The sequence below is a fragment of the Allobosea sp. genome, assembly GCF_030695125.1.
GTDB lineage: Bacteria > Pseudomonadota > Alphaproteobacteria > Rhizobiales > Beijerinckiaceae > Allobosea.
Genome location: NZ_JAUYTP010000068.1, coordinates 208474 through 232321, shown reverse-complemented (window position 1 = coordinate 232321; position 23848 = coordinate 208474). Strand labels below are relative to the sequence as shown.

The window sequence follows — 23848 nt, the reverse complement described above, 5'->3', positions numbered from 1 at the left end:
GCATGTCCAAGGCGGCATTATTCAGGGGAGGCGCGACGGCGCAATCGCGGCGCGCGGGGTGGCATGCCGGTTGCGGCTGGCGGCGTGTCTCGCTACATACGCGCCAGATTCCCCGACCCTTGCGACCCTCAGTCCGCCAGCGGAGCCCGCACGCCCATGTCCCGCCAGTTCATCTACCATATGCGCGGCCTGTCGAAGACGTATCCGGGCGGCAAGCAGGTTCTCAAGGACATTCACCTGTCCTTCTATCCGGACGCCAAGATCGGCGTGCTCGGCGTCAACGGCGCGGGCAAGTCGACGCTGCTCAAGATCATGGCCGGCTACGACAAGGAGTGGACCGGCGAGGCCTGGGTCGCCGAGGGCGCGCGCGTCGGCTACCTGCCGCAGGAGCCCAAGCTCGACGAGACCCTGAACGTCCGCGACAACGTCATGCTCGGCGTCGCGCCGCAGAAGGCCGTGCTCGACCGCTACAACGAGCTCGCCATGAACTATTCCGACGAGACCGCCGACGAGATGACGGCGCTTCAGGACGAGATCGAGGCCAAGGGCCTGTGGGATCTCGATTCCAAGGTCGACCAGGCGATGGATGCGCTGCGCTGCCCGCCCGACGACTGGGAGGTCGCCAAGCTCTCGGGCGGCGAGCGCCGCCGCGTCGCGCTCTGCAAGCTCCTGCTGGAGCAGCCGGAGCTGCTGCTGCTCGACGAGCCGACCAACCATTTGGACGCCGAGACCACCGCCTGGCTGGAAGGCCACTTACGGACCTATCCGGGCGCGATCCTGATCGTGACCCATGATCGCTACTTCCTCGACAACGTCACCAGCTGGATCCTCGAGCTCGATCGCGGCCAGGGCATCCCCTACGAGGGCAATTACTCGGCCTGGTCGGTGCAGAAGCAGAAGCGCCTCGCCCAGGAGGGCCGCGAGGACGTCGCGCGGCAGAAGACGCTGGAGCGCGAGCAGGAGTGGATCTCGGCCTCGCCCAAGGCCCGCCAGGCCAAGAGCAAGGCGCGTATCCAGCGCTATGACGAGCTCGTGCAGAAGGCCAACAACAAGGGCCCCGACGGCGCGCAGATCATCATCCCGATCGCCGAACGGCTGGGCAACAACGTCGTCGATTTCGAGAACATCTCGAAGGGCTTCCAGGACAAGCTCCTGATCGACGGGCTGACCTTCAAGCTGCCGCCGGGTGGCATCGTCGGCGTGATCGGTCCCAACGGCGCCGGCAAGACCACGCTGTTCCGGATGATCACGGGCGCGGACAAGCCCGATTCCGGCACGATCAAGATCGGCGAGAGCGTCACGCTCGGCTATGTCGACCAGAGCCGCGACTCGCTCGACGACAAGAAGAACGTCTGGGAGGAGATCTCGGGCGGCAACGACATCCTCTATCTCGGCAAGCGCGAGATCAACTCCCGCGCCTATTGCTCGACCTTCAACTTCAAGGGCGGCGACCAGCAGAAGAAGGTCGGCTCGCTCTCGGGCGGCGAGCGCAACCGCGTCCATCTCGCCAAGATGCTGAAGGCCGGCTCCAACGTGCTCCTGCTCGACGAGCCGACCAACGACCTCGACGTCGACACGCTGCGCGCGCTGGAGGAGGCTCTGGAGGATTACGCCGGCTGCGCCGTGATCATCAGCCATGATCGCTGGTTCCTCGACCGGATCGCGACGCACATCCTCGCCTTCGAGGGCGACAGCCATGTCGAGTGGTTCGAGGGCAACTTCGCCGATTACGAGGAAGACAAGAAGCGTCGCCTCGGCATCGACTCCACGATCCCCAAGCGTATTCAGTACAAGAAGTTCTCGCGCTGATTCAAAAGGACGGCTCGGATGGCGATAGAGCGGCGGCACCAAGTATTCGTTAGCTCTACCTATCAAGACTTAACCGAAGAGCGCCAAGAAGTTATGCAGGCGCTCTTGGAGCTCGACTGTATCCCGTCGGGGATGGAGCTTTTTCCTGCTGCCAACGATGATCAGTGGACGTTGATAAAGCGCGTCATCGACGATTGCGATTATTATATTGTTATTATTGCGGGCCGTTATGGTTCGGTTTCAAAAGAAGAGATTAGCTATACCGAGATGGAGTATCGGTATGCCATGTCAAAAGGTAAGCCGATTATCGGATTTGTCCATAAGGATCCATCAAAGATCGCAGCGGCGAAATATGAGACTGATCCTTCAAAGCAAGCGAAATTAGCGAACTTTCGCGCTCTTGTGCAAGAGAAACTAGTAAAATTCTGGGAAAGTCCTGCCGAGTTAGGGTCGGTTGTCAGCCGTAGCTTAATTCGTCTTATCAAAGACAATCCCGCAGTTGGATGGGTCAGGGGAGATAACATCAGCAGCGATGCGGCGCGAGAAGAGATTCTTAATCTGAAGCGGCGCGTTGAGGAGCTTGAGGGAGAGGCGTCGCGGAGCTTGAAGGTCGATCCGAAAAATTTCGAGTTGCTATCCAGAGGTTTGGATGCTGTTGATCTGAGCTTTATTCTATCTGTTTCGGAGGATCCTGATTCATATTTCAGCCGAACAAACTTTAAATGGGATATCAAATCAAATTGGGAGCAGATATTTTTCAATGTTTCTCCCGATTTAATTGATGAAGCTACTTAATCCAAATTCGGATCCGTTTTGGCAAGTAGATTTGGTGATCAGCATCGGGATAAATTGTTAAAGTTCTGTGATAGTAAGGGGTATGCTTACAAGGGATTCTCTATATCTGACGAATCCCTAAATATCGTTATTGTGCAATTTACGGCTTTGGGCCTCATTCAAAAAGGTCAAAAGCGTCGCCCAATTCAAGATAAGTCCAGCTACTGGACGCTGACGCCTGCGGGCGAAAAATACATGTACGAAGTTCGTGCTCTCCGTCGATCGGCTTTTGACATTGCGGGCCGTGCTGAAGGCAAGGAAGCGGGCGGCGGAGATTGACCGCCTAGCACGTATCCGCTGATGTCCCGCTCTCAGCAGATGCCTCGTTCAACGGCGCGGGGCAGGCTCCGGGCCCGGGCCGCAGCTTCTCACCGCGACAGCGCCGTCCGCAGCGCGCCGATCTGATCGGTGAGGCTGCGGGCTTCCTCGCCTGTGAGCCCGGTTGCGTCCAGCACGCAGGGCGGGACCTGCCGGGCCTTGTCGAGCAGGGCGCGGCCTTCGTCCGTAAGCCGCAGGCGGACCTGGCGCTCGTCGGCCGGGTCGCGGCTGCGCGAGACCAGCCCTGCCGCCTCCATGCGCTTCAGCAGCGGCGTCAGCGTGTTGGATTCGAGGAAGAGTCGCTCGCCGATCTCGCCAACGGTGCGGTCGTCGCGCTCCCAGAGCGTCACCATCACCAGATATTGCGGATAGGTCAGGCCGAGTTCGTCGAGCAGGGGTTTGTAGAGCCGGTTGAAGGCGTGGCTGGCGGAATAGACCGCAAAGCACAGGAACTCATCGAGCTTCAGATCGGATGGCGGGGCAGGGGCGGTCATCGGCATCTCCTCGGTATGTCCTTAAAATAATCGTGTGCGATCCAATCGCAAGGGATTGACAGCGACAAAGCTCGCTCCTATTAAATCGTTCACGATCTAATCGTGAACGATTACAGATCGGCCGACGGTCCTCCGCCGGGCCACCCGAACCAGAAGGAGACGAGATCATGTCGAACGCCAACGAACCCGCCGCCAACGCTCCCGCCCGCCGCGACCTGCTGACTGGGATCGCGCTCGCTGCCGTCACTGCCACCGCCGCGTCGCTGCCCGCCAGCGAAGCCGCCGCCCAGGCGCGCCCCGCCACGAAGGCGCCCGCCCGCCGGGCCAAGCCGATCGTCGACGGCGACCATGTCGTGACCCGCGAGGGTGTGCGGCTGTACTTCAAGGATTGGGGCCCGAAGGACGGCCCGGTCGTGACGCTGAGCCATGGTTGGCCGCTGTCCTCCGACAGCTGGGAGAACCAGGCCTTCTTCCTCGCCAATAACGGCTTCCGGGTCATCAGCCATGACCGCCGCGGCCATGGCCGCTCCAGCCAGGTCTGGGACGGCAACGACATGGACCATTACGCCGACGATCTGGCGGAGGTGATCGAGGCGCTCGACCTGAAGAATGTTTCAGCCTTCGGCTTCTCGACCGGCGGCGGCGAGGTGGCGCGCTATGTCGGTCGCCATGGCACGGGGCGTGTCGCCAGGGTCGGCTTCATCGCTGCGGTGACGCCGATCATGCTGCGCACCTCGGCCAACCCCGAGGGCGTGCCGATGGAGGTCTTCGACGGCATCCGCAAGGGCTTCCTCGCCGACCGTGGCCAGCTTTTCCGCGACATCGCGTCGGGCCCCTTCTTCGGCTACAACCGCCCCGGCGCCAAGGCGAGCCAGGGCGCGATCGAGGCCTGGTATGCGCAGGGCATGCAGGCCGGTTTCAAGAACACCTATGACTCGATCAAGGCGTTCTCGGAGACCGACTTCGTCGCGGATCTGAAGAAGGTCGACCGGCCGACGCTCATCGTCCATGGCGACGACGACCAGATCGTCCCGATCGAGACGACCGCGCGCGCCGTCAAGCGGCTGCTGCCGAGTGCGATCCTGAAGGTCTATGAGGGCGCCCCGCACGGCCTCTCCGAGACCCACAAGGACCGCCTGAACCAGGACATGCTCGCCTTCCTGAAGGCCTGAGCACGGCTGACGACGACAATCGCGGGAGCACCTTGCGGGCTCCCGCGATCAGGCCGGCGCGACCGGGTACCTGGCGTCGATCGGCTCAGCCAGCGCCCGCTCCAGCTCTGCCAGGAAGAGTGCGCTCGCCGGCGGCAGGGTGCGACCGGCGCGACGGATGACCGTGATCGGGCGCAGGCAGGCGGGCGAGACGATCCGGCGCGAGCGCAGACCGGGCACGTCGCGCACCTCCATTGCCGAACCGGGCAGGATGGCTGCGCCGAGCCCGGCGCGGACCATGGCGGCGGCAGTGCTCATATAGGTCGCCTCGGCCGCCACCAGCGGACTCAGGTCGGCCGCTGCGAAGGCCCGGTCGACGACCTGCCGCACGCTGGTCGCTCGGTCCATCAGGATCAACGGATGGACGGCCAGATCGGCCAGAGCGATGTCGCCGCTTGCGTCCAGGGCGTGTCCCTCCGGAAAAACGGCGTGCATATGGTCGCTCGTCGTCAGCAGCGCCTCGAGTTCCGGCGTCTCCAACAGCCCGCCGGTGATGCCGAGATCGACCTCCTCGGCCAGCGTCGCGGCGTTGACGGTCGCCGCAATGGCATCGTGCAGGACGAAGAGAATGTCGGGATGCGCCCGCCGGAAGCGGGCGATGACCTCCGGCAGGATTCCCGAGGCGATGGAGGGCAGCACGGCGAGCCTGACGACGCCGCGACGCGCGCTCGCCTGTTCCCGGCTGTCGGCGACGACGCTGTCCAATTCGGCGACCAGCCTGCCGAGCACCGGCAGAAGCTCACGGCCGGCGCGGGTCAGCGCGACGCTGCGGGTGTTGCGGTCGAAGACGCGCAGCAACAGCGCCTCTTCCAGCTTGCGGATCTGCACGGTCAGCGCCGGCTGCGACAAGGCGAGCTGGTCGGCGGCGCGCGTGAAGCTGCCGGTCGCCGCAACGGCGAGGAAGGCCCGCATCTGGCGAAGGTCGATATTCATATCCAAAGATAATCACTGCGATCCAATTATTTCAATTGTTGAATGACCGGCGCGGTGGTCCCTTGCGGTGTGGCAGGAGGAAGCGCGTGCGACAGGTTCGGCTGGGGGCGGGAGCGGGGTTTTCGGGGGATCGCATCGAGCCCGCGGTCGAGCTCGCCGAACAGGGTGAGCTCGACTACCTCGTCTTCGAATGCCTGGCGGAGCGCACGATTGCGCTGGCGCAGCAGGCGCGGCGGCGCGACCCGGCAAGCGGGTTCGATCCGCTGCTGGAAGCCCGGTTCGAGGCGGTGCTGCCGGCCTGCCGGGCGCGGGGCACGCGCATCGTCACCAATATGGGCGCGGCCAATCCCCTGGCAGCCGCCGAGCGCACCCGCCAGATCGCGCGCCGCCTCGGACTGGGATCGCTCGTCATCGCGGCCGTCACCGGCGACGACGTCATGGCAGGGCTCGATGGCGACATCGTCCTCGACGAGACCGGCCAGCGCGTCGCGGATCTGGGCGACATGCTCGTCTCGGCCAATGCCTATCTGGGCGCCGAGGCGATCACTGAGGCGCTGGCCGGCGGGGCCGACATCGTCCTCACCGGGCGTGCCGCCGACCCCTCGCTCTATGTCGGGCCGATCGTGCATGCTTTCGGCTGGACCTTCGACGACTGGCACCGGCTCGGCCAGGCGACGCTGGCGGGGCATCTGCTGGAATGCGCTGGCCAGGTTACGGGAGGCTATTTCGCCGATCCGGGCTTCAAGGATGTGCAAGGCCTCGACCGGCTTGGCTTTCCGATCGGGACGTTCGCCGAGGACGGCTCGCTCGTCATCAGCAAGGTCGCCGGCAGTGGCGGATGCGTAACGCCCGCGACCTGCAAGGAGCAGATCCTCTACGAGGTTCACGACCCCGCCTGTTATCTGACGCCCGATGTCAGTGCGGACTTTTCGCAGGTCCGCGTCGAGACGATCGGCCCCGATCGCGTGCGCGTCGTCGGCGGCTCCGGGCGGGCGCGGCCCGCCGGGCTGAAGGTGTCGCTGGGGCTGATGGAAGGCTTCGTCGGCGAGGGGCAGATCTCCTATGCCGGCGCGGGCGCTGTGGCCCGCGGCGAACTGGCGCGCGAGATCGTGCGGGAGCGCTTGGCCCGGGCCGGGCTGCCGCTGCAGGAGCTGCGCTGCGACCTGATCGGCCTCGACGCCCTCCATGGAGCCGGGCTGGCCCGCAGCGGCAGTGAACCCTACGAGGTGCGCCTGCGGGTCGCCGCCCGCACCGCCAGCGCCGCCGTCGCCCGCCGGATCGGCGAGGAGGTCGAGGCGCTCTACACCAACGGCCCCGCGGGGGGCGGCGGTGTCAGCCGGCAGGTGCGCGAGGTTCTCGGCATCCGCTCGGCGCTCATCCCGCGCGCGCAGGTGCGCCCGACCATCACCTGGCTGGAGGCGTGAGATGAAGCTGCGCGCCATTGCCCATTCGCGCTCCGGCGACAAGGGCGACATTTCGAACCTCTCGCTGATCGCCTATGACCCGGCCGATTATCCCGTGCTGCTGCGCGAGGTCACGGCGCAGCGCGTCAAAACGCATTTCAGCGCGTTCGTCGCCGGCGAGGTCGTCCGCTACGAGATCGCCAGCCTCGGCGCCCTGAATTTCGTGATGCGCCAGGCGCTGGGGGGCGGCGTCACCCGCTCGCTGGCCCTCGACACCCACGGCAAGAGCCTGAGCTCGGCCCTGCTCGATCTCGAAATCGACGGCTCGCGCGGCCCATCCGCCGCCGCAGAGCCGTTCGAAGACCATCCAAGCCAAAAACAAACCAGGGAGGACTAACAATGAAAACGCTCGTGACCCTCATCGCCGCGGGGCTCGCGCTGGCGCTGCCGGCCAAAGCCCAGGAATTCCCCAGCCGCAACATCAAATTCGTCGTGCCCTTCGCCGCCGGCAGCGCCACCGACGCCGTGGCGCGCATTGTCGGCGAGCATGTCGGCAAGACGCTGGGCAAGCCGGTCGTGATCGAGAACCTCGCCGGAGCCAGTGGCGTGATCGCGGCGCAGAACGTCGCGCGCGCCGATCCCGATGGGCACACGGTCCTGATCACCACCAACACCACCCATGGCGCCAATCAGAGCCTTCTGAAATCGGTGCCCTATGACGCAGTCGGCAGCTTCGAGGCTATCGGCAAGATCGGCACGATCACGCTGGCGCTGACCACCAACCCCGCCGTTCCGGCCAAGACGGTCGCTGAACTGGTCGCCTATGCCAAAGCCAATCCCGGCAAGCTGACCTTCGGCGCCGGTTCGAGCTCGTCGCGCATCGCAGGCGAGATGCTGAAGTCGATGGCCGGCATCGATCTGACCTATGTGCCCTATCGCAGCAACCCGCAGGCGATTACGGACCTGCTCGGTGGCCAGATCAACATCGTCTTCGCCGATATTTCCACGACGATGCCGCAGGTTCGCGCCGGCAAGATCAACGGGCTCGCGGTCTCGACCGCCCAGCGCAGCGTGCTGGCGCCGGACCTGCCGACGATGATCGAGGCTGGCGTCCCCGGCTATGATCTCGCGGCGTGGTTTGCCGCCTTCGCGCCGGCCAAGACGCCCGGGCCCGTGGTCGATGCGCTGCACAAGGCGATCGCGGCGGCGCTCGCCGACAAGGCGACGCAGGACCGGCTGCTGGCCGCCGGCATCGAGCCCGAGGGCAGCACGCCGGAGGCGCTGAAGGCGTTCGTCGTCGCTGAAATCGGCAAATGGGCCGATATCGTCAAGAAGGCCGGCATCCAGCCGGAGTGAGGTATGTCGCGGCGGCTCAGGCCGCCGCCAGCCGCTGCATTGCGCCCTCGCGGCCGCCGACGAGGATCTTCTCGTCCACCGCCTTGATGTCGCGCAGGCCGCAGAGCGCCATGGTGACGTCGAGTTCCTTGCGGATGATCTCGAGGCAGCGGGTGACGCCGGCCTCGCCCATCGCGCCGAGCCCATAGAGGAAGGCGCGGCCGATATAGGTGCCGTGCGCGCCGAGCGCGAGCGCCTTGATGATGTCCTGGCCCGAGCGGATGCCGCCGTCGAAATGCACCTCGATGCGGTTGCCGACCTGGTCGACGATGGCCGGGAGCGCCTCGATCGAGGAGAGCGCGCCGTCGAGCTGGCGGCCGCCATGGTTGGAGACGATCAGCGCGTCGGCGCCGCTCTGCGCGGCCATCTCAGCGTCTTCGGGGTCAAGGATGCCCTTGATGATGAGCTTGCCGCCCCATTGCTCCTTGATCCGCTTGACGTCGTCCCAGTCGAGCTTCGGGTCGAACTGGTCGGCGGTCCAGGAGGAGAGGGAGGACATGTCGGCGACGCCCGAGACATGGCCGACGATGTTGCCGAAGCTGCGCCGCGGCGTGTCCAGCATCTTCAGGCACCAGCGCGGCTTGGTCGCGAGGTTGATCAGGTTGGCGAGCGTCGGCTTGGGTGGGGCGGAGAGGCCGTTGCGGATGTCCTTGTGGCGTTGGCCGAGGATCTGCAGGTCGAGCGTGAGCACGAGCGCCGAGACGCCGGCCGCCTTGGCGCGCTGGATCAGCCGCGCGCTGAAGTCGCGGTCCTTCATCACATAGAGCTGGAACCAGAACGGGTTGCCGACATGGTTGGCGATGTCCTCGATCGAGCAGATGCTCATGGTCGAGAGGGTGAAGGGCACACCCGCCTTGGCGGCGGCCCTGGCGGCCAGGATCTCGCCGTCGGGATGCTGCATGCCGGTCATGCCAGTGGGGGCGAGCGCGACCGGCATCGCGACCTTCTCGCCGATCATGGTCGATTCCAGCGTGCGGTTGGTCATGTCGACCGCGACGCGCTGGCGCAGCTTGATCTTCTGGAAATCGGTTTCGTTGGCGCGGTAGGTGCCCTCCGTCCAGGCGCCGGAATCGGCATAGTCGTAGAACATGCGCGGGACGCGGCGCTTCGCCAGCAGCCGCAGATCTTCGATGGTCAGGGGCTGGGCCATGGTGTCGAGCCTCGTCGCGTTGGATCACCCGATGGGGTGGTTCGCATGGCGCGTGTTGACGCGCAAGACCAGGGCTGCGGCGGCTGTCAGGAGACGCCCATATAGCGGCCCGGCTTGTGGTTCATGCCAAGCACCGCATTGAGGACGAGCGTGCCGATCAGCGAGATCACCAGCCGGTCTGGCGGCAGCACGAAGGCCGCCGCGAGGAAGATGCCGGCGTCGATGGAAAGCTGCACCCAGCCGGCGCGCCAGCCGCGCTTCTCCTGAAGGTAGAGCGCGAGGATGTTGACGCCGCCGATGGCCGTGCGGTGGCGGGCGAGCGCCAGCAGGCCGAGCCCCATGATGCTGCCGCCGGCCAGCGCGGCGTAGATCGGATTGACGCTGGCGATGTCGAGCCACCATGGCGTCGCCTGCACCAGCAGCGAGACGATGCCGACCGCGACGAAGGTCCGCAGGGTGAAGCGAAAGCCCATGCGGTTGAACGCCAGCCAGTAGAAGGGCAGGTTGATCAGCGAGAACAGCAGGCCGAACTCGAGCCCGGTGGCGTATTGCAGCAGCAAAGCGAGGCCCGCAGCGCCGCCGGTCATGATCATCGCCTTGGAGAACAGGGCGACGCCGACCGACACCATCAGCGTACCCAACAGGATCGCCAGCGCGTCCTCATAGAGCCGGTGCCGCTCCGTCGACGAGGCGAGGGGGGCGGTGATCTGCGACATGGCGGCGTGTTCCGATTCAGGGCGCGTTCAGGCAGGGCCTGCGATGCAACGGTCGAGCCAGCGGCGCACATCCCGCGGCGGTTGAGCCGATCCGGCCATTCCTGTAGGGCGGCGTGCGACGTTCGTCACCTGTCTTCCGCCCGCCCGCCCGCCTTCGTCTCCTGTCGAAAGATGCGCTTCATGAATTCGCGGCTCGCCGCCCCGCTCCTCGCCCTCTGCCTCGTGCTGCCCATCGTCACGACCACCGCGCAGGCCCAGGCCGTGCCGGCGGCCGCGGCCATGCCGGTGGCCTGGAAGACCGGGCGCGAGGCCGCCGCGATCGAGCGGCGCATCGACGCGCTGCTGGCGAAGATGACGCTGGAGGAGAAGGTCGGCCAGCTCCACCTGTCGGGGCGCGGCGACGGCTTCGACATCGCTCAGGTCAAGGCCGGGCGCATGGGCGGGGTGATGAACTTCGTCGTGCCGGCCGAGGTTCTGGCTGTGCAGAAGGCGGTTCGCGAGAGCCGCCTGAAGATCCCGCTGATCATCGGGCTCGACGCGGTCCACGGTTTCTCGACCTATTTCCCGCTTCCGCTCGGCCAGGCCTCGAGCTGGAACCCCGCGCTGATCGAGCAGGCCGCCTACTGGACCGGCCGCGAGGCTTCGGCTGCCGGCATCAACTGGACCTTCGCGCCGATGGTCGACATGTCGCGCGACCCGCGCTGGGGCCGCGTGCTCGAAGGCGCGGGCGAGGACGTCCATCTGGCGTCCGTCGTGGCGGCGGCGCGCACGCGCGGCTACCAGCGCGGCGGCGTCGCGACCTCGGTCAAGCACTTCGTCGGCTATGGCGCGGGCGAGGCCGGGCGCGACTATAACTCGACCTGGATCCCGACGAGCCAGCTCTTCGACCTGCATCTGCCGCCCTTCAAGGCCTCCTTCGATGCGGGCGCGATGACCGCGATGGCGGCTTTCAATGCGCTCAACGGCATGCCGGCCACCGCTCATCGGGGCATGCTGACGGACCTGCTGCGCGGGCAATGGGGCTTCAAGGGCTTCGTCACCTCGGATTTCGGCTCGATCACCGAGCTGCGCCTGCATGGCATCGCCAGGGATGACGCGGAGGCCGCGCGCAAGGCGCTGCTCGCCGGCATCGACATGGACATGATGGGCGACGTCTACCACAAGCACCTCGCCGCCGAGGTGCGGGCCGGGCGCGTACAGGTGAAGGTGCTGGACGAGGCGGTGCGGCGGGTGCTGCGGGTCAAGTTCCATCTCGGCCTGTTCGACCGCCCCGATGTCGACCCTGCAGCGGCCCCTGCGATGATGCAGACGCAGGCCGCCCGCGATGTTGCCCTTACGGCAGCGCAGGAAGGCGCGATGCTGCTCAAGAACGCGGACGACATCCTGCCGATCCGCCCTTCGGTCAAATCCGTCGCGGTGATCGGCGCGATGGCGCGGCCGGAGGACGAGCGCGTCTGGACGGACCCGGCCGGTCTCGGCCGCCGCGTCGTGCAGGCGCTGCCCGAGGCGCTGAAGGAGCGCCTGCCGGCGGATGTCTCGGTCACCTACGAGCCGGCCTTCACCAAGGCCTGCGGCACGGAGTTCGCCGACAAGGAGGCCGCGATCCGGGCCGCGGCGGCCAGCGACCTGATCATCGCCATGCTCGGCGAGGATTGCGAGTTCATGGGCGAGGGCGCCTCGCGCACCAGGCTCGATCTCCCGGGCGTGCAGCAGCCCCTGCTGGAAGCGCTGGTCGCCACCGGAAAGCCGGTCGTGCTGGTGCTGGCCACCGGGCGCCCGCTCGTGCTGACCTGGGCCGATGCCCATGTCGCGGCCATCCTGCAGACCTTCCATGGCGGCACGGAAGGGCGCACGGCCATCGCCGACATCCTGACCGGCAAGGTCAATCCGTCGGGCCGGGTGCCGATGAGCTTCCCGCGCTCCGTCGGGCAGATCCCGGTCTATTACGATCATCTTCCGACGGGGCGGCCGCAGAAGATCCGCCAGCGCTATGAATCGATCTTCATCGACGAGGCCAACGAGCCGCTCTACCCCTTCGGCCACGGCCTGTCCTACACGCGCTTCACCTACGCCAATGCGCGCGTTTCGAAGCCGAGCATGAGGCTGGATGGGTCCGTAGAGGTCTCGGTCGACGTCACCAATGCGGGCCCGCGCGACGGGCAGGAGGTGGTCCAGCTCTACATCCGCCAGCCTGTCGCCAGCCGCTCGCGCCCGGTGCGGGAACTCAAGGCTTTCGACAAGCCGATGCTGCGCGCCGGCGAGACCCGCACGGTGCGGTTCAGGCTCGACGCGGCACGGCTGGGCGCCCATGACGAGGCGGGCCGTTACAATGTCGAGCCCGGAGATGTTGAGATATATCTAGGTGGCTCGTCGCAAACCTCGGTGATGACGCAAGTGCGTTTGACCAAATCTTGATCGATCAGGACTAGCTGGCCTGCCCTTTGCTCTCGACAGACGTGCATTTTCGGTCAATTCTTCGAAGCCGTGACCTGGGCTGCTTGCGGGCGAGGGTTACGTCGATGCTTTGGCTTCAAAGGATGTGGCGATGGCGACCGGAACCGTGAAATGGTTCAATACTGAAAAGGGCTTTGGTTTCATTCAACCGGCCGATGGCGGCAAGGATGTGTTCGTTCACATCACTGCCGTAAAGGAAGCGGGTCTGATGACGTTGACCGAAGGGCAGAAAGTCGCGTTCGAACTCAAGACCGAACGCGGCAAGACCGCAGCGGGTTCGTTGCAGTTGATGTGAGCCGTTCGGCCGCTTGACAGCACCGGGGGCATGGAGCGATGCCGCCCGCATGAAAGTTCTGCGCGCCCTGGGCGCCGTGACAGGCGTCTTCGTCGCAAGCGGCACGACTGCGGCCGCTTACCCCTTCGTCACGGTGCCGACGGGGTCTTTGCCGCTCGACCAGGGCGGCATCCGGGGCGATCTCCATGCCGGTGCGACGCGGACGTCCGGGGCCCGCGAACCCTGGCTGCCGCGCGGCCGGACCCTGCGTAACGATCGCCAGCTGTCGGCGCTGTGCCCGGCCGAACTGGGTGTGATCGCCCAGCGGCTCGGGCTCGACGCCTTGCCGGCCGAATGGCTCGGCGGCAATCTTCTGGTCGAGGGTCTGGCGGGGTTTTCCCATATCGCTCCCGGCAGCCGGCTGGCCATTGGTGGCCAATGGTGCGGCCAGGGCCGGTTCGACGGCGCGGCTGTGCTGCGCGTCGAGGCCTACAACGCGCCTTGCCGCCGGGCAGGGGCTGCGATCGCCGCCGCCACCGGCCGCAAGGACCTCACCTTCGCCTTCGTCAAGGCAGCGGCGGGATTGCGGGGGCTCGTGCTCTCGGTCGATCTCGCCGGGACGATCGGGCCCGGCGATGCGGTCGTGGTGATCCCGCCCGTGCTGGCGAGGGGCGGCTGAGGCCAGGCGCCGCGAGGCGCCTCAGGAGGGGCGTGATCGGGCGAAGCGCCGGGCTCCGGCGACGCAGGCCGCCACGGCCGCCGACACGGCTAGCATGGGCCAGGTCACCGTCTCGCCCAGCAGCAGCGCCGCGAGCGCGAGCCCGAAGAAGGGTTGCAGCAACTGCAATTGTCCAACGGCCGCGATGCCGCCCTGGGCGAGGCCTCGATACCAGAAGACGAAGCCGATCAGCATGCTGAACAGCGAGACATAGGCCAGGCCGAGCCAGGCCGGCAGCCCCACGCCGCTCAGCGAGTCCGGCGCCGTGATCCAGCTCAGCGCCGCGGTAATGGGCAGCGACAGCAGCAGCGCCCAGGAAATGACCTGCCAGCCGCCGAGCCGGCGCGAGAGCGCTGCGCCTTCGGCATAGCCGAGGCCGCAGATGACGATCGCGGCCAGCATCAGCAGATCGCCGGTCGGCGAGGCAGCAAAACCCTGCGCCAGGGCAAATCCCGCCACCAGCGCGCTGCCGAGGCCGGAGAACAGCCAGAAGGCGGGGCGGGGCCGTTCGCCGCCGCGCAGCACGGCAAACAGCGCGGTCGAGAGCGGCAGCAGGCCGATGAAGACGATCGAATGGGCCGAGGTGACCTGCTGCAGGGCCAGTGCCGTCAGCAGCGGGAACCCGATGACGACGCTGAGCGACACCACCAGCAGGGGCAGGAGATCGCGGCGTACGGGGCGCTTTTCACGGAAGATGCCGAGCAGCGCCAGGCCGACGAGGCCGGCGATCGCCGCGCGGGCGAGCGTCATGAAGACCGGGTCGAAATCGGCCACGGCGACCCGTGTCGCCGGCAGAGAGCCGGCGAAGATCAGCACGCCGAGAAACCCGTTGATCCAGCCGCTCGCCATCATGTCCATCATCCCGCCGCTGCCGTCCGCATCGGGCAGGATCAACAAGTTCTCCAGAGACAGTTCAGGACAATTCGGACAAACTGTACTGGTCAAGGAGTCAGACAGATGCGCCCAGTCGAGGGATTCAATGAGAAGGGCGCGCCGCGCGTCGGGCTCGTCATGCAGGCGATCGGCGCGCGCATCGCCGGGCGGGCGCTGGCGTCCGGCGCGCGGCTGCCGTCGATCAGGGCGTTGGCGGAGAGCCTCAGGGTGTCGAAATCGACGGTCGTCGAGGCCTATGACCGGCTGGCCGCCGAGGGTGTCATCCAGGCGCGCCGTGGCTCTGGCTTCTACGTTGCCGGTCATGCGCCGCCGTTCTCGCCGGCCGATCTCGGGCCGCGCCTGGAGCGCGCGGTGGATCCGTTCTGGGTCTCGCGGCAGTCGCTGGATGCCGGGGAGGGCGTGCTCAAGCCGGGCTGCGGCTGGCTGCCGGCGGACTGGATGCCGCAGGAGGCCCTGCGCCGGGGCCTGCGCCGGCTGTCGCGCGCCGCCGACGAGACGCTGGCCGATTACGGCTCGCCGCTTGGCCTTTCGCCGCTGCGGCAGGTTCTCGCGCGCCGCCTGGCGGTCCATGGCGTCGAGGCGTCGCCCGACCAGATCATGCTGACCGAATCCGGCACGCAGGCGCTCGATCTGGTTTGCAGCCTGCTGGTCGAGCCCGGCGACACGGTGCTGGTCGACGATCCCTGCTATTTCAACTTCCACGCCTTGCTGCGGGCGCACCGGGTTCGCATCGTCGGCGTGCCCTACACGGCCAGCGGCCCCGATATCGCGGCGCTGGAACAGGTGCTGGCGGCGGAAAGCCCGCGCCTCTACGTCACCAATTCGGCGCTGCACAACCCGACCGGCGCGACGCTGTCGCCACTCGTGGCGCATCGCGTGCTGAAGCTCGCCGACCAGTTCGGACTGACCATCGTCGAGGACGACATCTTCGCCGATTTCGAGCCGGAGCCATCGCCGCGGCTGTCGGCTTTCGACGGGCTCCAGCGCGTTGTCCAGATCGGCAGCTTCTCCAAATCGCTCTCGGCCTCGGTGCGCTGCGGCTACATCGCCGCGCGGCCGGACTGGATCGAGGCGCTGATCGATCTGAAGATCGCCGCATCCTTCGGTACCGGGCGGCTGGCGGCCGAACTGGTCCTGAGCGTGCTGACGGATGGCAGCTACCGCAAGCACATGGACGGCTTGCGGGCGCGGCTCGCGCGGGCCATGGGCGAGACCTCGGCGCGCCTGAGAGGGCTCGGCATCCTGCCCTGGATCGAACCGCGCGGCGGAATGTTCCTGTGGTGCGAGCTGCCAACAGGGCAGGATGCCGCCGTGATCGCGAGGCAACTCCTGAGCGAGGGCATCGTGCTGGCGCCTGGCAATGTCTACAGCCTGTCGCAAACGGCGGATCGGTTCATGCGCTTCAATGTCGCGCAATCGGGCGATCCGCGCCTGTTCAGGGCGCTGCAGCGGGCGATGGTGGCGCAAGGCGGATGCGCGGCCGGAGAATAGGCTTGCGTCGCGGCTGCTCTCGACATAAAGATATCTTTATATCTTTTTCTTCGTTGTCTCTCTGCTGTGATCCCGGAGTTTGTGCGCTTGCGTTTGCCGACCACGCTATCCTCGGATGTCCTCCTCGCAGGCCTGCGGGCCGCAGGCGAGGAGACGCGGCTGCGGATCCTGGCGCTGCTGTCGGAGGGGGAGCTGTCCGTGTCGGATCTGACCGACATTCTCGGCCAGTCGCAGCCGCGCATTTCGCGCCACCTCAAGCTGCTGACCGAGGCCGGCCTGGTGCGGCGGGCGCGCGAGGGCGCCTGGGCCTTCTTCCGGCTCGACGAAACCGGCACTGGCGGGGCTTTCGCCGCGTCTCTGGCGGCCTGGCTCGACCGGAGCGACCCGGTGCTGGCGGCCGATCGCGAGCGCCTGGCTGCGGTGAGGGGCACGCGCGCCGAGGTCGCGCAGAGCTATTTCGCCAGCGTCGCGCGGGATTGGGACCGGCTGCGCACGCTGCATGTGCCCGACGAGGCGGTCGAGGCCGCGGTCGAGATGGCGGTGGGCCGGGGCACGCCCGGCAGCCTGCTCGATCTCGGCACGGGGACAGGCCGCATGCTGGAGCGTCTCGCGCCGAAATTCGGCCGGGCGGTCGGCGTCGACGCCAACCACGCCATGCTGGCGGTGGCGCGCGCCAATCTGGAAAAGGTGGGGCTCGCCCGCGTCGAACTGCGCCAGGGCGACATCTACGCTCTGCCGTTTCCGCGCGGCAGCTTCGATTGCGTGGTCATCCACCAGGTCCTGCATTTTCTGGACGACCCCGGACGCGCCGTGCGCGAGGCGGCCGCGATGCTGGCGCCCGGCGGGCGGCTGATCGTCGTCGATTTCGCTCCCCACGAGATGGAGTTCCTGCGGACCGAGCATGCCCATCGCCGGCTCGGCTTTTCGCGGGCCCAGATCGCGGGCTGGTTTGCCGAGAGCGGGCTGGCTTGCGACCTGTCCGATGAAATCAAGCTCGCCGGCGGCGGTTCCGGCCAGCTGCCGGTCATGCTGTGGCGGGGCTGCGATCGGCGCGTCCAGTCCGATCCGATGCCGCGACAGAACAATCTGGAGGTCGCCTGATGAACGCGTTTCGCCCCAGCCGTCATGGCTCGCGCCGCCCGAAGATCTCGTTCGAGTTCTTCCCGCCCAAGACGGCGGAGATGGAGGTCGCGCTCTGGGAGAGTGTGCGCCGGCTCGAGCCGCTCGGCCCTGCCTTCGTCTCGGTGACCTATGGCGCCGGCGGATCGACCCGCGAACGGACGCACGCCACCGTCAAGCGCATGGTCGAGGAGACGGCGCTGAAGCCGGCTGCGCATCTCACCTGCGTCTCGGCGTCCCGCGACGAGGTCGACGAGGTCATCCGCGCCTATTGGGAAGCCGGCGTGCGCCATGTCGTGGCGCTGCGCGGCGACCCTGCCGGCGGGCTCGGCACGGTCTATGAGCCGCACCCGCAAGGCTACCACCAGACCTCCGATCTCGTCGCCGGCTTGAAGCGCATCGGCGATTTCGAGGTCACGGTCTCGGCCTATCCGGAGAAGCATCCGGAAGCCGCCTCGCTGGAGGCCGACATCGACGCGCTGAAGAAGAAGGTCGATGCCGGCGCGACGCGGGCGATCACCCAGTTCTTCTTCGATAACGACGTCTATTTCCGCTATCTCGACAAGGTCCGCGCCGCTGGGATCGACATCCCGATCCTGCCCGGCATCGTGCCGGTGCAGAACTTCAAGCAGACCGCGAATTTCGCCCGCAAGACCGGGGCGAGCGTGCCGCAATGGCTGGCCGACCGGTTCGAGGGGCTGGAAGAGGACGCGGCGACGCGTCGCCTGGTGGCGGCCGCCGTCTGCGCCGAACAGGCGCTCGACCTGATCGATCGCGGCGTCGGCGATCTGCACTTCTATACGATGAATAAAGCCGATCTGGTCTATGCCATCTGCCATCTGGTCGGGGTGAAGCCCGAAAAGATGGCAGCGCAGGCTGCGGCGGCGGCGGAGTGAATTCTGACGAGCCCTCATCCTGAGGAGCCGCCGAAGGCGGCGTCTCGAAGGATGGTCAAGGAGGCTTGGGAGAAATCAGGAACATCCTTCGAGACGCACTTCTGCGAAGTGCTCCTCAGGATGAGGGCTGAGGGAGGCACATGGCGATGGCGAGGATCGAGAATATGAGCCTTGGCGAATTGCTCGCGTTCAGGGAGCGGCTCTGGGCCGAGCCTCTCGCAGCTGCGTCTGATTTGATGGCTAGCCTAGACACGCGTGCCATGGAGAAATTCATGCAGGGCGAGGCCATTCTCGTTCGCGGCCTCGCAAATGGACTGATCAAGCGCGTCGAAGCGCTGGAGAGTCGCCTCAAGGCGCTCGAAACCAAGCATTGAGATCGAAAGCCCTGGCCATGTCCGAGTTCACCCTTACCCCCGTCGACGGCGCCGAGATCGAGCGCGCGCTGCGCCAGTCCGCTTCCGAGCGCATCCTCGTGCTCGATGGCGCGATGGGGACGCAGATCCAGGACCAGAAGTTCTCGGAGGCCGATTTCCGGGGCGAACGCTTCAAGGGCTGGAACCACGATCTCAAGGGCAATAACGATCTACTCGTGCTGACCCAGCCCGAAGCGATCCGCGACATCCACCTGGCGTATTTCCAGGCCGGCGCCGACATCGTCGAGACCAACACCTTTTCCTCGACCCAGATCGCCCAAGCCGATTACGGCATGGAGGCGCTGGCCTATGAGCTGAACGTGGAGTCGGCGAAGCTGGCGCGCGAGGCGGCCGCGATCGCGCAGAAGGCCGACGGCCGGCGCCGCTATGTCGCGGGTGCGATCGGCCCGACCAACCGCACGCTGTCGATCTCGCCCGACGTCAACAATCCCGGCTTCCGCGCCGTGACCTTCGACCAGGTTCGCGAGTCCTATGCCGAGCAGGTGCGCGGCCTGATGGATGGCGGGGCGCAGATCATCCTGGTCGAGACGATCTTCGACACGCTCAACGCCAAGGCCGCGATCGTCGCGATCGAGAACGTCTTCCATGAGAAGGGCGTCCGCCTGCCGGTGATGATCTCCGGCACGATCACCGATCTGTCGGGGCGCACGCTCTCGGGCCAGACGACCGAAGCCTTCTGGAACGCTGTGCGCCATGCCGCGCCGCTGACCATTGGCCTCAACTGCGCGCTCGGCGCGCGCGAAATGCGCGCTCATATCAAGGACCTGTCGCGCGTCGCCGACACGCTGGTCTGCGCCTATCCCAATGCCGGGCTGCCCAACGAGTTCGGCATGTATGACGAGAGCGCCGAGGCGACGGCGGGCATGCTGGCGGAATTCGCCGATGCTGGCCTGGTCAATGTCGTCGGCGGCTGCTGCGGCACGACGCCCGACCATATCCGCGCGATTGCCCAGGCCGTGGCCGGCAAGGCGCCGCGCCAGGTGCCGGTGATCAAGCCCTATCTGCGGCTGGCGGGGCTGGAGCCGTTCACGCTCGACGAGACCATCCCCTTCGTCAATATCGGCGAGCGCACCAACGTCACCGGTTCGGCGAAGTTCAGGAAGCTGATCACGGCCGGCGATTATGCGGCGGCGCTCGACGTCGCCCGCGACCAGGTCGCCAATGGCGCGCAGGTCATCGACATCAACATGGACGAGGGCCTGCTCGACTCGCAGGCCGCGATGACCGAGTTCTGCAACCTCGTCGCCTCGGAGCCGGACATCTCGCGCGTGCCGATCATGGTCGACTCGTCGAAGTTCCCCGTGATCGAGGCCGGCCTGAAGACGATCCAGGGCAAGCCGATCGTCAACTCGATCTCGATGAAGGAGGGCGAGGAGGCCTTCCTGGAGCAAGCCCGCATCTGCCGCAACTACGGCGCGGCCGTCGTCGTCATGGCCTTCGACGAGACCGGCCAGGCCGACACCTACGCCCGCAAGATCGAGATCTGCACGCGCGCCTATAAGCTCCTGACCGAGACCATCGGCTTCCCGCCCGAGGACATCATCTTCGATCCCAACGTCTTCGCGGTGGCGACCGGCATCGAAGAGCACGACAATTACGGCAACGACTTCATCGAGGCGACCAAGACGATCCGCGAGACGCTGCCGCACGCCCATATCTCGGGCGGCGTCTCGAACCTGTCCTTCTCGTTCCGCGGCAACGAGAAGGTCCGCGAGGCGATGCACTCGGTCTTCCTCTACCACGCCATCAAGGTCGGCATGGATATGGGCATCGTCAATGCGGGCCAGCTCGGCTCCTATGACGGGCTCGATCCGGAACTGCGCGAGCTCTGCGAGGACGTCGTCCTCAACCGCCGCAAGGATGCCACGGAGCGGCTGCTCGACGCCGCGCCCCGCTTCAAGGGCGACGGCTCGGTCGCGTTTTCCGGCAAGGACATGGCCTGGCGCGAGGAGCCGGTCGAGAAGCGGCTGGAATATGCGCTGGTCAACGGCATCACGGCCTTCATCGACGTCGATACCGAAGAGGCCCGCGCCAAGGCCGAAAAGCCGCTGCATGTCATCGAAGGGCCGCTGATGGCCGGCATGAACGTCGTCGGCGACCTGTTCGGCGCCGGCAAGATGTTCCTGCCGCAGGTGGTGAAATCCGCCCGTGTGATGAAGCAGGCAGTCGCCTATCTCATGCCCTTCATGGATGAGGAGAAGCGCCTGAACGGCGGCGGCGAGCGCTCGGCCGCCGGCAAGGTGCTGATGGCGACGGTGAAGGGCGATGTTCACGACATCGGCAAGAACATCGTCGGCGTCGTGCTCCAGTGCAACAATTACGAGGTCATCGATCTCGGCGTCATGGTGCCGACGCAGAAGATCCTCGACGTCGCCCGCAAGGAGAAGGTCGACATCATCGGCCTGTCCGGCCTGATCACGCCTTCGCTCGACGAGATGGTCACCGTCGCCTCCGAGATGGAGCGCGAGGGGTTCGACATTCCCCTGCTGATCGGCGGGGCGACGACGAGCCGGGTGCATACGGCCGTGAAGATCCATCCGGCCTATGAAAAGGGCCAGACGGTCTATGTGACCGATGCGTCCCGGGCGGTCGGCGTGGTCTCGGCGCTGCTCTCGCAGGACCAGAAGCCGGCCTATGTGGAGGGCATTCGCGCCGAATACGCCAAGGTGTCCGCCGCGCATCGCCGCTCGGAAGCCGACAAGCAGCGCCTGCCGCTGGCCAAGGCGCGCGCCAACGCCTTCAAGGCGGACTGGAGCGCCTATCAGCCGCCCAAGCCGAGCTTCCTCGGCACGCGGACGTTCCGGACCTATGATCTGTCCGATCTGGTGCCGCTGATCGACTGGACGCCGTTCTTCCAGACCTGGGAGATGAAGGGCCGGTTCCCGGCGATCCTGGAGGACGAGAAGCAGGGCGAGGCGGCGCGCGCGCTGTGGGACGATGCGCAGGCGATGCTCAAGCGCATCGTCGAGGAGCGCTGGTTCAACCCCAAGGCCGTGATCGGCTTCTGGCCGGCGAATGCGGTCGGCGACGACATCCGCCTCTACACCGGCGAAAGCCGGCAGGAGACATTGGCCACCTTCCACGGTCTGCGCCAGCAGCTCTCCAAGCGCGACGGCAAGCCGAATATGTGCCTGTCGGACTTCATCGCGCCGGAGGGCATCGAGCGGCCCGACTATGTCGGCGCCTTCGTCGTCACCGCGGGGGCGGAAGAAGAGCGCATCTCCGAGAAATTCGCGCGCGACAACGACGATTACCGTTCGATCATGGTCAAGGCCCTGGCGGATCGGTTCGCCGAGGCCTTCGCCGAGCGCATGCACCAGCTCGTGCGCAGGGACTATTGGGCCTACGCCCCCGACGAAACGCTCTCGAACGAGGATCTGATCCGCGAGGAATACCGCGGCATCCGGCCGGCGCCGGGCTACCCGGCCCAGCCCGACCATACCGAGAAGGCGACCCTGTTCGAGTTGCTGCAGGCTGAGCGCCGCGTCGGCGTCAAGCTGACGGAGAGCTTCGCGATGTGGCCGGGCTCGTCGGTGTCGGGGATCTATCTCTCGCATCCGGACGCCTATTATTTCGGCGTCGCCAAGGTCGAGCGCGACCAGGCCGAGGACTATGCCGCGCGCAAGGGCATGCCGCTGCACGAGGTCGAGCGCTGGCTGGCGCCGATCCTGAACTACGAGCCGGCGAGCTACCGGCTGGAAGCGGCGGAGTAGGGGCGTCGTTGGCACCACGGCGACCTGCATTCCCGTTTATACATCCCGCGCCTGTTGAATTGAGGATGCGGGTCGTATAGCCGTCCGGGGCCGGGTGCTCCGGCGATTGACGGTACGAGGCAGGGCAAATGGCCGACGACGATTACGTCTATGACGAGGTGACGGGCGAGTGGCGTCCGGCGTCCGAGATGGTGGCCGCCGCTGCGCCGGGACGCGCCGAAGTCCGCGATGCCGCCGGCAATGTGCTGGCCGATGGCGACTCGGTCGTCCTGATCAAGGACCTTAAGGTCAAGGGCGCCGGCCAGACGCTCAAGCAGGGCACGGTGATCAAGACCATCCGCCTGACGGACGATCCCGAGGAGATCGATTGCCGTCATGACGCAATCCGGGGCCTGGTGCTGCGGACCGAATTCGTTCGCAAGCGCTGATGACGGCCGGCGGCATTCCCATCCGCAAGGCGACGCCGGCCGACCAGCCGCGCATCCACGCGATCCGCATGGGCGTGCGCGAGAACGTGCTCAGCGATCCGTCGCGTGTCACCGACGAGGAGGTCGCCTGGTATCGCGAGCAGGCCATCTTCCTGGTCTCGGAGGCGGGCGGCGAGGTCGCCGGCTTCAGCTGCGCCAACCACCAGACCGGGCTGATCTGGGCGCTCTTTGTCGATCCGGCCCATGAGGGCTGCGGCCACGGACAGGCGCTGCTCGATGCGGCGCTCGACGCGCTGCAGGCGGGGGGCATCGTCCAGGCACATCTGACGACGGGCGGCGGCACGCGCGCCGAAGGATTCTACCGCCGCCAGGGCTGGCAGGAGATGGGCGTCTCGCTCGACGGGAACGTGGTTTTCATCAAGCCGTTGGGCTGAGACGATCGGGGATTGCGGACGCGCCATCGTCGTCCTGCGCTCCCGCAATGCTTTGCCCATTGAAGCCGTCGCCGCGGTGCAACATCCTGGCGGCACCGTGTTGGTTCACCCACGCAAAGGCTTCGCCATGACCCAGATCGCCATCGTCTATCATTCCGGCTACGGCCACACGGCCAAGGTCGCCGAGCATGTCCGGAAGGGCGCGGTTTCGACCGGCGCACAGGTCGATCTGATCGCGATCGACGCCGAGGGCAACGTTACCGATGCGGCCTGGGAGACCCTGAAGGCCGCCGACGGCATCGTCTTCGGTTCGCCGACCTATATGGGCAGCGTCTCCTGGCAGTTCAAAAAGTTCGCCGATGCCTCGAGCAAGCCCTGGTACACAATGGACTGGAAGGGCAAGATCGCCGCCGGCTTCACAAATTCCGCGACGCTCAACGGCGACAAGGGCTCGACGATCGCCTATCTCGCGCTCTTCGCCGCCCAGCACAAAATGCTCTGGACCGGCACGGGCATGCACCCGTCCAACGCCAAGGCGAGCACCCGCGACGATCTCAACAATCTCGGCGGCTATCAGGGCCTGCTCGTGACCTCGCCGTCGGATGCCGGCGTCGACGAGATGATCGCGGGCGACCTGAAGACGGCCGAAGCCTTCGGCGCGAATGTTGCCGATGTGGTCAAGAGCGTGAAGGGCTGAGGAGCCCCGCTGCCGGCCTGCGCGCGGAGGGTC

The 23848-nt window shown here is 66.5% G+C and carries 23 protein-coding genes; 18 read left to right on the top strand and 5 right to left on the bottom strand.

Annotation, left to right across the window (positions count from 1 at the left end):
* Positions 1 to 156 precede the first annotated feature (156 nt).
* From ettA to Q8S38_RS20775, 3 genes are read left to right on the top strand one after another with little or no spacing between them, the layout of a single operon-like run.
* The gene (gene ettA / locus Q8S38_RS20785) at positions 157 to 1809 is read left to right on the top strand and encodes an energy-dependent translational throttle protein EttA (RefSeq protein WP_305682244.1); all 1653 of its coding nucleotides are present in this window, start codon (positions 157 to 159) and stop codon (positions 1807 to 1809) included.
* A gap of 18 nt (positions 1810 to 1827) precedes the next feature.
* Positions 1828 to 2604: a DUF4062 domain-containing protein gene (locus Q8S38_RS20780; protein ID WP_305682243.1), complete on the top strand. Its 777-nt coding sequence runs from the start codon at positions 1828 to 1830 to the stop codon at positions 2602 to 2604.
* An 18-nt stretch (positions 2605 to 2622) separates the two neighbouring features.
* Positions 2623 to 2922: a hypothetical protein gene (locus Q8S38_RS20775; protein WP_305682242.1), complete on the top strand. Its 300-nt coding sequence runs from the start codon at positions 2623 to 2625 to the stop codon at positions 2920 to 2922.
* Between the two features lie 89 nt (positions 2923 to 3011).
* Here Q8S38_RS20775 and Q8S38_RS20770 read toward each other — a convergent pair whose 3' ends face one another.
* The gene (locus Q8S38_RS20770; protein ID WP_305682241.1) at positions 3012 to 3455 is read right to left on the bottom strand and encodes a MarR family winged helix-turn-helix transcriptional regulator; all 444 of its coding nucleotides are present in this window, start codon (positions 3453 to 3455) and stop codon (positions 3012 to 3014) included.
* 167 nt (positions 3456 to 3622) lie between these two features.
* Between Q8S38_RS20770 and Q8S38_RS20765 the strand changes: the two genes are divergently transcribed.
* On the top strand, positions 3623 to 4627 hold the full coding sequence (locus Q8S38_RS20765; protein ID WP_305682240.1) for an alpha/beta fold hydrolase: 1005 nt from the start codon (positions 3623 to 3625) through the stop codon (positions 4625 to 4627).
* Between the two features lie 48 nt (positions 4628 to 4675).
* On the opposite strand, the gene Q8S38_RS20760 is transcribed toward Q8S38_RS20765, so the two are convergent.
* Entirely contained in the window at positions 4676 to 5599 is a 924-nt protein-coding gene (locus Q8S38_RS20760; protein ID WP_305682239.1) for a LysR family transcriptional regulator, read from the bottom strand.
* An 86-nt stretch (positions 5600 to 5685) separates the two neighbouring features.
* Between Q8S38_RS20760 and Q8S38_RS20755 the strand changes: the two genes are divergently transcribed.
* The 3 genes from Q8S38_RS20755 to Q8S38_RS20745 are packed head-to-tail and all read left to right on the top strand — an operon-like array spanning position 5686 to position 8358.
* Positions 5686 to 7023 (top strand): acyclic terpene utilization AtuA family protein, encoded by a 1338-nt coding sequence (locus tag Q8S38_RS20755; protein ID WP_305682238.1) that lies wholly within the window; start codon positions 5686 to 5688, stop codon positions 7021 to 7023.
* Position 7024: 1 nt separating this feature from the next.
* A complete protein-coding gene (locus tag Q8S38_RS20750; protein WP_305682237.1) occupies positions 7025 to 7399 on the top strand; it encodes an AtuA-related protein in 375 nt (124 codons plus the stop codon).
* A 2-nt stretch (positions 7400 to 7401) separates the two neighbouring features.
* On the top strand, positions 7402 to 8358 hold the full coding sequence (locus Q8S38_RS20745; RefSeq protein WP_305682236.1) for a Bug family tripartite tricarboxylate transporter substrate binding protein: 957 nt from the start codon (positions 7402 to 7404) through the stop codon (positions 8356 to 8358).
* Between the two features lie 16 nt (positions 8359 to 8374).
* On the opposite strand, the gene Q8S38_RS20740 is transcribed toward Q8S38_RS20745, so the two are convergent.
* Both Q8S38_RS20740 and Q8S38_RS20735 read right to left on the bottom strand, forming a co-directional pair.
* A complete protein-coding gene (locus Q8S38_RS20740) occupies positions 8375 to 9547 on the bottom strand; it encodes an alpha-hydroxy acid oxidase (RefSeq protein WP_305682235.1) in 1173 nt (390 codons plus the stop codon).
* Positions 9548 to 9633: 86 nt separating this feature from the next.
* Entirely contained in the window at positions 9634 to 10263 is a 630-nt protein-coding gene (locus Q8S38_RS20735; RefSeq protein WP_305682234.1) for a DUF6198 family protein, read from the bottom strand.
* 180 nt (positions 10264 to 10443) lie between these two features.
* Here Q8S38_RS20735 and Q8S38_RS20730 point away from each other — a divergent pair, with 180 nt between their 5' ends.
* The 3 genes from Q8S38_RS20730 (at position 10444) to Q8S38_RS20720 (ending at position 13670) form a co-directional block, all read left to right on the top strand.
* Entirely contained in the window at positions 10444 to 12678 is a 2235-nt protein-coding gene (locus tag Q8S38_RS20730; protein ID WP_305682233.1) for a glycoside hydrolase family 3 N-terminal domain-containing protein, read from the top strand.
* A gap of 130 nt (positions 12679 to 12808) precedes the next feature.
* Positions 12809 to 13012: a cold-shock protein gene (locus Q8S38_RS20725; RefSeq protein WP_305682232.1), complete on the top strand. Its 204-nt coding sequence runs from the start codon at positions 12809 to 12811 to the stop codon at positions 13010 to 13012.
* 49 nt (positions 13013 to 13061) lie between these two features.
* Complete coding sequence (locus Q8S38_RS20720) at positions 13062 to 13670, top strand: MOSC domain-containing protein (RefSeq protein WP_305682231.1); 609 nt, start codon at positions 13062 to 13064, stop codon at positions 13668 to 13670.
* 21 nt (positions 13671 to 13691) lie between these two features.
* On the opposite strand, the gene Q8S38_RS20715 is transcribed toward Q8S38_RS20720, so the two are convergent.
* On the bottom strand, positions 13692 to 14567 hold the full coding sequence (locus Q8S38_RS20715) for a DMT family transporter (RefSeq protein ID WP_305682315.1): 876 nt from the start codon (positions 14565 to 14567) through the stop codon (positions 13692 to 13694).
* Positions 14568 to 14666: 99 nt separating this feature from the next.
* Here Q8S38_RS20715 and Q8S38_RS20710 point away from each other — a divergent pair, with 99 nt between their 5' ends.
* From Q8S38_RS20710 to Q8S38_RS20675, 8 genes are all read left to right on the top strand, one after another.
* Positions 14667 to 16094, top strand: coding sequence for an aminotransferase-like domain-containing protein (locus Q8S38_RS20710; RefSeq protein ID WP_371125930.1), 1428 nt, complete (start codon positions 14667 to 14669; stop codon positions 16092 to 16094).
* Between the two features lie 87 nt (positions 16095 to 16181).
* Complete coding sequence (locus Q8S38_RS20705; protein ID WP_305682230.1) at positions 16182 to 17195, top strand: ArsR/SmtB family transcription factor; 1014 nt, start codon at positions 16182 to 16184, stop codon at positions 17193 to 17195.
* A complete protein-coding gene (metF, locus tag Q8S38_RS20700; RefSeq protein ID WP_305682229.1) occupies positions 17195 to 18109 on the top strand; it encodes a methylenetetrahydrofolate reductase [NAD(P)H] in 915 nt (304 codons plus the stop codon). The genes Q8S38_RS20705 and metF overlap by 1 nt, the downstream gene beginning before the upstream one ends.
* Before the next feature lie 146 nt (positions 18110 to 18255).
* The gene (locus tag Q8S38_RS20695) at positions 18256 to 18483 is read left to right on the top strand and encodes a hypothetical protein (protein WP_305682228.1); all 228 of its coding nucleotides are present in this window, start codon (positions 18256 to 18258) and stop codon (positions 18481 to 18483) included.
* Positions 18484 to 18500: 17 nt separating this feature from the next.
* On the top strand, positions 18501 to 22256 hold the full coding sequence (gene metH, locus Q8S38_RS20690; RefSeq protein ID WP_305682227.1) for a methionine synthase: 3756 nt from the start codon (positions 18501 to 18503) through the stop codon (positions 22254 to 22256).
* A gap of 128 nt (positions 22257 to 22384) precedes the next feature.
* Positions 22385 to 22684, top strand: a complete 300-nt coding sequence (locus Q8S38_RS20685; RefSeq protein ID WP_305682226.1) for an alkylphosphonate utilization protein — start codon at positions 22385 to 22387, stop codon at positions 22682 to 22684.
* The gene (locus Q8S38_RS20680) at positions 22684 to 23118 is read left to right on the top strand and encodes a GNAT family N-acetyltransferase (RefSeq protein WP_305682225.1); all 435 of its coding nucleotides are present in this window, start codon (positions 22684 to 22686) and stop codon (positions 23116 to 23118) included. The genes Q8S38_RS20685 and Q8S38_RS20680 overlap by 1 nt, the downstream gene beginning before the upstream one ends.
* Positions 23119 to 23245: 127 nt before the next feature.
* Positions 23246 to 23815: a flavodoxin family protein gene (locus Q8S38_RS20675; RefSeq protein WP_305682224.1), complete on the top strand. Its 570-nt coding sequence runs from the start codon at positions 23246 to 23248 to the stop codon at positions 23813 to 23815.
* The last annotated feature ends 33 nt before the right edge of the window (positions 23816 to 23848 follow it).

Bases quoted from the DNA above. Each gene is read 5' to 3' on its own strand.
- Q8S38_RS20720 (WP_305682231.1), top strand. From the start codon at position 13,062: ATGAAAGTTCTGCGCGCCCTGGGCGCCGTGACAGGCGTCTTCGTCGCA.
- Q8S38_RS20765 (WP_305682240.1), top strand. From the start codon at position 3,623: ATGTCGAACGCCAACGAACCCGCCGCCAACGCTCCCGCCCGCCGCGAC.
- Q8S38_RS20750 (WP_305682237.1), top strand. From the start codon at position 7,025: ATGAAGCTGCGCGCCATTGCCCATTCGCGCTCCGGCGACAAGGGCGAC.
- Q8S38_RS20715 (WP_305682315.1), bottom strand. From the start codon at position 14,567: ATGGACATGATGGCGAGCGGCTGGATCAACGGGTTTCTCGGCGTGCTG.
- Q8S38_RS20735 (WP_305682234.1), bottom strand. From the start codon at position 10,263: ATGTCGCAGATCACCGCCCCCCTCGCCTCGTCGACGGAGCGGCACCGG.
- Q8S38_RS20680 (WP_305682225.1), top strand. From the start codon at position 22,684: ATGACGGCCGGCGGCATTCCCATCCGCAAGGCGACGCCGGCCGACCAG.
- Q8S38_RS20745 (WP_305682236.1), top strand. From the start codon at position 7,402: ATGAAAACGCTCGTGACCCTCATCGCCGCGGGGCTCGCGCTGGCGCTG.
- Q8S38_RS20730 (WP_305682233.1), top strand. From the start codon at position 10,444: ATGAATTCGCGGCTCGCCGCCCCGCTCCTCGCCCTCTGCCTCGTGCTG.
- Q8S38_RS20725 (WP_305682232.1), top strand. From the start codon at position 12,809: ATGGCGACCGGAACCGTGAAATGGTTCAATACTGAAAAGGGCTTTGGT.
- Q8S38_RS20740 (WP_305682235.1), bottom strand. From the start codon at position 9,547: ATGGCCCAGCCCCTGACCATCGAAGATCTGCGGCTGCTGGCGAAGCGC.
- metH (WP_305682227.1), top strand. From the start codon at position 18,501: ATGTCCGAGTTCACCCTTACCCCCGTCGACGGCGCCGAGATCGAGCGC.
- ettA (WP_305682244.1), top strand. From the start codon at position 157: ATGTCCCGCCAGTTCATCTACCATATGCGCGGCCTGTCGAAGACGTAT.
- Q8S38_RS20685 (WP_305682226.1), top strand. From the start codon at position 22,385: ATGGCCGACGACGATTACGTCTATGACGAGGTGACGGGCGAGTGGCGT.
- Q8S38_RS20760 (WP_305682239.1), bottom strand. From the start codon at position 5,599: ATGAATATCGACCTTCGCCAGATGCGGGCCTTCCTCGCCGTTGCGGCG.
- Q8S38_RS20675 (WP_305682224.1), top strand. From the start codon at position 23,246: ATGACCCAGATCGCCATCGTCTATCATTCCGGCTACGGCCACACGGCC.
- metF (WP_305682229.1), top strand. From the start codon at position 17,195: ATGAACGCGTTTCGCCCCAGCCGTCATGGCTCGCGCCGCCCGAAGATC.
- Q8S38_RS20780 (WP_305682243.1), top strand. From the start codon at position 1,828: ATGGCGATAGAGCGGCGGCACCAAGTATTCGTTAGCTCTACCTATCAA.
- Q8S38_RS20770 (WP_305682241.1), bottom strand. From the start codon at position 3,455: ATGACCGCCCCTGCCCCGCCATCCGATCTGAAGCTCGATGAGTTCCTG.
- Q8S38_RS20695 (WP_305682228.1), top strand. From the start codon at position 18,256: ATGGCGAGGATCGAGAATATGAGCCTTGGCGAATTGCTCGCGTTCAGG.
- Q8S38_RS20710 (WP_371125930.1), top strand. From the start codon at position 14,667: ATGCGCCCAGTCGAGGGATTCAATGAGAAGGGCGCGCCGCGCGTCGGG.